The sequence below is a fragment of the Allobaculum sp. genome (genome assembly GCF_047010065.1).
Lineage (GTDB): Bacteria > Bacillota_I > Bacilli_A > Erysipelotrichales > Erysipelotrichaceae > Allobaculum > Allobaculum fili.
Genome location: NZ_JBKXLD010000113.1, coordinates 1 through 7,117, shown reverse-complemented (window position 1 = coordinate 7,117; position 7,117 = coordinate 1). Strand labels below are relative to the sequence as shown.

Here is a 7,117-nt window from a genome sequence, read left to right as displayed (position 1 = left end):
GAGTTGGACAGCTTGCGCGCATCCGGTTCTGCGGGAATGCCGTGTTCATGTCCATACGGCTGCATGCCCGCCTGCGCCGGCGTCAGATCAATTTTCCAGAGCAGCGCCGGAAGCATAAGCACCAGAATGAGGACAGCTTCCAGAACGAAGCCCATGCGCCAGCCAAACATGGAAATGGAAAAGCTGAACACGGAAGAAAACAGCGCCGCCACGAGTGCCGATCCCGCCAGCGCGATCGATGTCGCTCCGGCGCGATGCTTCACAAACCAGTTCTGGACGATCGTACTTGCCGGAACCATGCCGATCAGCGCGGCGCCGATTCCGGTAATGGCGCTGAAAATGTAAACCCAGGCCACGTTCACGGAAAAGGCAATCATCAGAACCGATCCGGCACAAAGCGCGGTACCGATCAAAAGCAGGTCCAGAAGCCGCAGCTTGCGCAGCAGAAACGGGACGGCCAGGGCGCTGAGCGCCATGAATACGAGCATCCAGGTCGTCGAGGCCGAAGCCTGACCCAGGGAAATGCCCAGGCCGCCGGAAAGCGGGCTGTAAAACGCACCGGCGGAATAAAAGCACAGACCGATGCTCGCACCAACCATCAGACACGTGCTGATCAGTACTTTCAAATATGCTAGGTGGTCTTTTTTTACCATAAATAAAAGCTCCTTTTGTTTCCTCCATTATACGGGGAGGGCTGTCGATTGGAATGACCAAGCCCGATTTGACCCGTTTCCACTCGCCCCCTTTTACGCCGTCCATTCTCGTTCGGGTATCCCTTTTCGATTTTTATTACCGTGGTTTTACAATGAAACGGAACGATGAACGTATCCAGAATGTACATTCTTTTCATACCGATTCCATACCTTTGTATTCAACGTGTATTCAATGGCTGCCTTCTGGAACGTTCTCGATGCCCTTTTGAGAAAAGGAGGCTTCCGTGACCTTTTATCAGATGATTCAATATGATCCGGCCGCGATCCGCGCCATGATCGCGAAAACGGACGCGCCCGAAGAGAAGCGCCGATGGCGTCTGGCTATGTTTGTCCGTTCGCTTCTGATCGTTGTCTTTGCGATCGCCTTTATCGGTCTTATGACGGCACTCTTCGGTTCGGCCAACAGTTCCATGGCGGTCTCCATTTTCTGCATTTTACTGGCGAGCCGGTTTGTCGGCTTCGGCTACCGGATCAAGGATTCCCTGTTTGCGATGTTTGTCGCGTTCGCCCTGCTTTTTGGCGCGCCGATTCTCGCTTCGCTCCGCCCCAGTCCTCTGCTGACGTTTGTCATTCATTTTTGCGCCCTGCTTCTGATCATCGCCCTGACGTGCGAAAATCCGTCGCTTGGAAACGGCGGCCTGTATTCCTTTGCCTACATTTTTCTTTGCGGCAATCCGGTGTATGGACAAGATCTGATCGGCCGTCTGGAAATGACGGTTGTGGGCTATGTCCTTTGTGCAATCGTGCTGTGGCGCAATCATCGAAACGCCAATCCGGACCGGACGCTTGGCATGGTCTTTCATGAATTCACTTTGTACAACTACAAGTGCCAGTGGCAGCTGCGTCTGACGCTGGGTGTCAGCCTGCTTCTGACAATCTTTTCGCTCTTTGTCGTTCCGCGCTACATGTGGGCCGGCTTTGCGTGCGGCTCCCTGCTTTCGGATGCGCAGATTGAAGACCGCATTCACGAAAAGAAGCGCGACCGGATTCTTGGCGTCATCGCCGGTTCCCTGCTGTTTTATGTCGTCTATAAAATTCTTCCGCCCCAGCTGTATCCGCTGCTCGGTCCGGTCGGCGGTCTGTGTCTGGGCCTGTGTTCAGAATACCGGCACAAGACGATGCTCAACTGCTTTGGTGCCCTGTCGCTGGCGGCCGGACTGTACGGCCTGAAAGACGCGGTCATTCTGCGTATTGGACTGACGATTGCCGGCGTTCTGTTTGCGATGCTGTTTTACTGGCTGTATGACCGCTTCATCATGGTCCATTTCCTTCCCGAAGCGCAGAAGCGCACCATGAACCGGGCGCAAAACCAGTAAGAACTTCAAAATATTCCCCAGAACAACCCAGAACAAAACACATAAAGGCGAAGGACCTTACGCCAGATGCTTCTTCCCACAGGGAAGAAGCCGCGTAAGCCTTCGCCTTTTCTGTCTCAATTTCGATCGCTTTTCAGCATCCATTTCTGCAGGCGATTCCATCCAGATCCGGCAGTCTGGATCTCTCCAGCTGAATTATTAAAGACCGGGAACGAGTCCCGCAATCCAGGCTGTGCCCGCTGCGGCGCAGGCCACCTGAAGCAGGCTGCCGCCAAACCAGGCGCTGATGACTGCGGCCAGTACACCGATCGAGCAGACGGCAGTCGAAAGCGAACCCGCAAAAACGCCGGGAAAGGTCATCGCCGAAAGGACGGCGTACGGTACGTAGTAGAGAAAGGACTGAAAGAAGCGCGATCGAATCGGCCTGGAAAACAGGGCCATCGGAATCATGCGAATGACATACGTCACCAGTGCCATGACCGCGATGCCGGTATACATCTCGGCCGTTCTCATTGCGGTTCGTCCTCCTTCCTTGGAAATTTCCAGGCACAGAATGCGGAAGCCAGAACGGTCACAATTACGATCACATAGCCGTTGGACAGTTCTTTCAGACCTGGCGTCCAGGCAAACAGACAGCTGAGCGCAATGGAAAGCAGGACACAGATCGCCACGGCTTTTTCCCTGCGGGCCGCCGGTACAAAAATGGCGATAAACATGCCATACATGGCCAGTCCCAGCGCGTTGACCAGATTTTGAGGGAGCAGACTGCTCGCCAGTCCGCCGGCAATCGTTCCCGCGGTCCAGCCAATGACCGGCAAGACGACCAGCCCCATGAACCAGACAAAGGACAGCTTTCCTTTTTTGGAAACGGCCGCCGCGTAAATTTCATCGGTAATCCCGTACGCCATGAGCAGACGCTTGCCAAGAGGCACCGATCCGCCGCATTTTTGCGCCAGCGAAATCGCCATCAGAAAGTAGCGCGCGTTAATGATCAGCTCGGTGAGAATGAGCTCAAAAAGGCTGGCGCCCGCGCAGATCAGCGTCGTTCCCGCAAACTGTCCGGCGCTCGTCAGATTGATCAGCGAAGTGATCGCCGCCTCGGTTACAGTCATGCCCTGTATAATGGCTGCCATGCCGTAGGCGCAGCTGACGGCGAAGTAGCCAAGTGCAATGGGAATCGAAGTTTTCATGCCGTCCAGAAAAAGACGGCGCGATTCATTTTCGTTCATGGTTTGAAGTATAGCACCAGAAAAGAGTCGTCCGAACCGTCCCTTTTTCTCGTCTGCACCTTCGTCTGCGGATTGTATGGAACCATCGTTCTGAACGCGCTCTCAACAACATTCAATCCCCTTATGTCGGCCCCTTTTTCCCAAAACAAAAGCCGAAAAGCCGACTTAAAAATCAAGTCTCGCTTTTCGGGGGTTCAGACGGTATTCACTGCTTTTTCAGTTGAGCGCGCCGCTGACGGCCTGCATGTCTTCGAGCATGCGTGCGGCCAGCCGGCTTTTGGCCTTTGCGGCTTTTTCCATCCAGTAGCGGGCAAGATACTTGTTGCGGCTTACCCATTTTCCGAGATAAAAACATTTTCCCAGAACAATCTGTGCATCCGGACATCCGCCGTTCGCGGCCTGATAGAGATAATCAAGCCCGAGCTCCAGATCAATGACCGTATGGCTGATTCCGTGAATGTTTCCCAGGTAGTACATCGCCAGGACATTCATGGCGTCGGTATTGCGGTTAAAAGCGGCCAGCTTCAAAAACTGTACGCCGTGCGCAATCTCGCCGACTTTCATCGAATACACGCCTTCGAGAAACTGGGCTCTCGGCTCATCGTAATCGAGAGCGAGATCCAGCCACTTTCTGGCGGTTTTTTCATCCCGGGTGTTGTTGGAATACTCCTGGTACAAGGCCAGACAGGCTTTTCCGTCCCCGGTGCGCGCCTGTGCTTCAAGCTGTCTGAGGGTGATCAGTTTCATATAGATTACCTCGCACCTTCATCTTAACCGTCCAGACCCCCTTCTGAACCCCATTTGCCTGTATTTCCCCTTATTTCGTAAGAATATTCCACATTCCCATAATAATATTTCTTGACACTCATTCTGTTTTATGACTTATAAACATTTCAAACAGACAGGGCTAAACCGAGCGCCTGAACCGAAACTCTTTTAAAATAGAGGAGAAATGGAGGCAGAAACATATGTTAACAATTACAGATGCAGCCGCTAACGTGCTGAAACCCATGCTGGAAGAAAACCATGCAGACGGACTGATGGCTACCCTTCATCAGACCTGCTGCTCCGCAGCACCCGTTTTCCAGATGGTTCGCTACGAAGAAGGCGACAAGCCGGTGGAAATCAACGGCATCAAAGTGCTGATGGATGAAGATACCGCCAAATACTGCGATGACGCTTTTGTCGATCTGCAGAACGGCGAACTGATGGTATTCGCGCCAGCCGAAGGCGGCGGATGCGGATGCGGCGGCCATCACGACCACGAAGGCGGATGCTGCCACGGCGACGATCATGACCACGAAGGCGGATGCTGCCACGGCGACGATCATGACCACGAAGGCGGATGCTGCAACTCTCACGAATAATCCCAGACCGAAGATTCCTATGCAAAACCGGGCCTGAAAAATCCGGCTCGAAGATCGAATCGAAATTTTTGAAACGATAAACGCCGCAGGCGGAAACAGCAGTTTCCGCCTGCGGCGTTTTATTTTTATGGATCGTTAAAAATCTCGTTTCTATTTCAGTTTCAGAACGGCTTTGCGAACATCGTCTTCGGGCTTAAAGCCAAAGGATTCAACGAGTTCTGCATCCAGTCCATAGGAGCGGACAACCGGCAGCTTGCGGCGTTTTGCCTCTTCGAGCAGACGGGAAAGAATTTCCTTTTCGTAGCCGTTTCCCTTTACTTCTTCATCGCACCAGAAGTTGCACAGATAGCCATTGCGGCCATCGGGCAGTTCGGGTGTTGGCGGCGTGAAGACCCAGGCGATGGCGCCGCACGCGACGATACGGTTTTTCCACCAGGCGAAAATTTCATACAACGCGCCGTTTCGCATCTGCGCTGCAAAGTAGCGGTCGAGTTCGAAATCGAACGAATCGTCCTCCGGCGCAAGACCGAGTTCTTTCTTGCGCAGTTCAACCATCGTTTTCACATCGCTGCGCACCGCACGGCGATAGACAATTTTCGGGACTTCTTCAAAAGCGACTTCGTTGTCGCGGCACCAGTTGCGTGCAAATTCCATGTAGCGGTCGTCTTCGTATTCATACCAGTCGTTGAGCAGGTTGAAACTGTTCAGCGCGTTGCGAAAACGCTGGAAAATGCCTTTGTGGTTGCCTAAAGCGGTCGTCAGCGCGTCCTTGGCCTGACCGTCCGGGAGTGTCCACGTAAATTCACGCATCATGCGGATGTTGCCCGCATCGCGGGATGTCGGGATCAGCAAAATGGAATCGTAGACTTTGTCGAGTTCATCATCGATGTCGTTGAGCTCTCTTACGGAAAGACGATCATCACGCATGATGATTTCTCCCGTACGGGTATTGAGATAATACTCAACCGAATTGCTTCCGCCCTGAATGGCATCCACAATATCGTCAAGATCAATAACCATTAGTTTTATTTCCTCCACTTAATCTGTCCAGGGCTCTTATGAACACGGTTTTCTCTTTGCTTGCCTGCGTGCTCGGACTCTGGACAGGACGCTTTCATTATACCAAGCGGGTACGCTCAAGAAAAAGAAGGGAAGACAAAGGTCACGCCGTCAAAATCGACCGGCAAACGTGCCTTTCGTACTTCCCTTCTGTTGCGTTTGCGTATTTGGAGCGCCTGCTTTTTACGCTCAGGACTGGGAAGCCTGAGCATGCTGGAGACTGAGCTGCCGGATTTCTTCGCGGCGTCTGGCTTCGAGCAGCTCGTTGGCATCCTTTCTCGACACCATCCGCACAATGCCGGAAGAGGCCGCCTGCGAAGAAAACACGTTGCCGTACCAGACAATTTCCTGATCCACGATCAGACAGCACGCGACGATGCGGTCGTGAAAATGAACATGGAAACCCGCATTGCGCATACGGCGTACCTGTTCATCGGAGGCGTTTTCGACAAAAAGATCAAAGCGAACGCCTTCGAGCGCTTTCTGACCGGCCACATCGATCAGCGTCTGCAGCTGCTCATCCTCAAAGGCGCGCATACAGAGCGCCACCCGTTTTTTCGCCTGGCGGATATCGCGCACACAGGCTGAAATGTAGTCTTCTGTCCGGTACACCTTTCCCGAAGACGTGCCTTTTCGCTCATCGAGTACTTCGCCGATCTGATAGCCCTGATTGACGTACTCTTTCAGTCTTGCCTGATACATGCTTTCCAGCATGCGGTTCTGCACGTCGGCATAGTCGTAGACGATGGCAATCTGCTTGTTTCGCGTCTGGCGGTGAATTCGACCGATCGACTGTGAAATGGTGATCTGCGAACGAATCGGCAGCGCAAGCATGAGTGTATCGAGCAGCGGAAAGTCAAAGCCTTCACTGATGCTCGCATACGTGCCGATCAGCACGACTTTCTTATCTTTTCGTACTTTGGGATCTTCGAGTTCGCGCAGGCGTCTTGTATTTTCCTGCTTGCGTTTGGGATCACCCGCGTAGACGAACAGTTCGGTATCGTCTCCGGGGGCCAGCAGACGAGCGAGCGTATGGGCATGTTCAATAAAGCGCGTCAGCACCAGAACGGTTCGCCCGTTATCGAGCGCTTCGCGGATATCCTGCACGATCATTTCATTGCGCAGCGGATGCGAAGCCGCTTCCTGCACCAGACGGGTAAAGTCATTGTTTTCCGCGTCGCTTCCCGCAAAGGGTGTAAAGCGCGGACAGATCAGACGGTGGAACGTCTGACTGGCCATCTGATCTTTCGAACTGAACGAAGCCGCGATTTCACCCAGTTGCCAGAACATGCTTGTCGAAAGGCCGTCAGTCCGCTTTGGCGTCGCGCTCAGACCGTATACGCGTTTGGCCTGCAGCGCGTCGAGTACTTTCTGATAGGACGGCGAGCCGGCATGATGGCATTCATCCACAAAGACGACGCCATAGCCGGAAA

The 7,117-nt window shown here is 53.4% G+C and carries 8 protein-coding genes; 2 read left to right on the top strand and 6 right to left on the bottom strand.

What is annotated here, in order from left to right; genetic code table 11:
* A partial coding sequence (locus ACLUYS_RS08820; RefSeq protein WP_412659635.1) for an MFS transporter occupies positions 1-653 on the bottom strand: 653 nt, incomplete at its 3' end.
* A 284-nt stretch (positions 654-937) separates the two neighbouring features.
* Between ACLUYS_RS08820 and ACLUYS_RS08815 the strand changes: the two genes are divergently transcribed.
* Positions 938-2,029: an FUSC family protein gene (locus ACLUYS_RS08815; protein WP_412659634.1), complete on the top strand. Its 1,092-nt coding sequence runs from the start codon at positions 938-940 to the stop codon at positions 2,027-2,029.
* Positions 2,030-2,227: 198 nt separating this feature from the next.
* Here the strand turns inward: ACLUYS_RS08815 and ACLUYS_RS08810 are convergent, their stop codons facing one another.
* The 3 genes from ACLUYS_RS08810 to ACLUYS_RS08800 all read right to left on the bottom strand — a co-directional run bounded on the left by ACLUYS_RS08810 (position 2,228) and on the right by ACLUYS_RS08800 (position 4,005).
* Positions 2,228-2,542, bottom strand: coding sequence for an AzlD domain-containing protein (locus ACLUYS_RS08810; RefSeq protein ID WP_412659633.1), 315 nt, complete (start codon positions 2,540-2,542; stop codon positions 2,228-2,230).
* Positions 2,539-3,258, bottom strand: coding sequence for an AzlC family ABC transporter permease (locus ACLUYS_RS08805; protein WP_412659632.1), 720 nt, complete (start codon positions 3,256-3,258; stop codon positions 2,539-2,541). The genes ACLUYS_RS08810 and ACLUYS_RS08805 overlap by 4 nt, the downstream gene beginning before the upstream one ends.
* Positions 3,259-3,474: 216 nt before the next feature.
* Positions 3,475-4,005, bottom strand: a complete 531-nt coding sequence (locus ACLUYS_RS08800; protein ID WP_230266589.1) for a tetratricopeptide repeat protein — start codon at positions 4,003-4,005, stop codon at positions 3,475-3,477.
* A 221-nt stretch (positions 4,006-4,226) separates the two neighbouring features.
* Between ACLUYS_RS08800 and ACLUYS_RS08795 the strand changes: the two genes are divergently transcribed.
* The gene (locus ACLUYS_RS08795; protein ID WP_412659631.1) at positions 4,227-4,625 is read left to right on the top strand and encodes an iron-sulfur cluster biosynthesis family protein; all 399 of its coding nucleotides are present in this window, start codon (positions 4,227-4,229) and stop codon (positions 4,623-4,625) included.
* Between the two features lie 150 nt (positions 4,626-4,775).
* On the opposite strand, the gene ACLUYS_RS08790 is transcribed toward ACLUYS_RS08795, so the two are convergent.
* Together ACLUYS_RS08790 and ACLUYS_RS08785 are read right to left on the bottom strand one after the other, a co-directional pair.
* Positions 4,776-5,645, bottom strand: coding sequence for a UPF0158 family protein (locus ACLUYS_RS08790; RefSeq protein WP_412659630.1), 870 nt, complete (start codon positions 5,643-5,645; stop codon positions 4,776-4,778).
* Between the two features lie 228 nt (positions 5,646-5,873).
* Positions 5,874-7,117, bottom strand: a 1,244-nt coding sequence (locus ACLUYS_RS08785) for a DEAD/DEAH box helicase (protein ID WP_412659629.1), incomplete at its 5' end; no start/stop codon positions are given.

Coding starts and splice junctions, on each gene's coding strand:
- ACLUYS_RS08810 (WP_412659633.1), bottom strand. CDS start 2,542: ATGAGAACGGCCGAGATGTATACCGGCATCGCGGTCATGGCACTGGTG.
- ACLUYS_RS08805 (WP_412659632.1), bottom strand. CDS start 3,258: ATGAACGAAAATGAATCGCGCCGTCTTTTTCTGGACGGCATGAAAACT.
- ACLUYS_RS08800 (WP_230266589.1), bottom strand. CDS start 4,005: ATGAAACTGATCACCCTCAGACAGCTTGAAGCACAGGCGCGCACCGGG.
- ACLUYS_RS08795 (WP_412659631.1), top strand. CDS start 4,227: ATGTTAACAATTACAGATGCAGCCGCTAACGTGCTGAAACCCATGCTG.
- ACLUYS_RS08790 (WP_412659630.1), bottom strand. CDS start 5,645: ATGGTTATTGATCTTGACGATATTGTGGATGCCATTCAGGGCGGAAGC.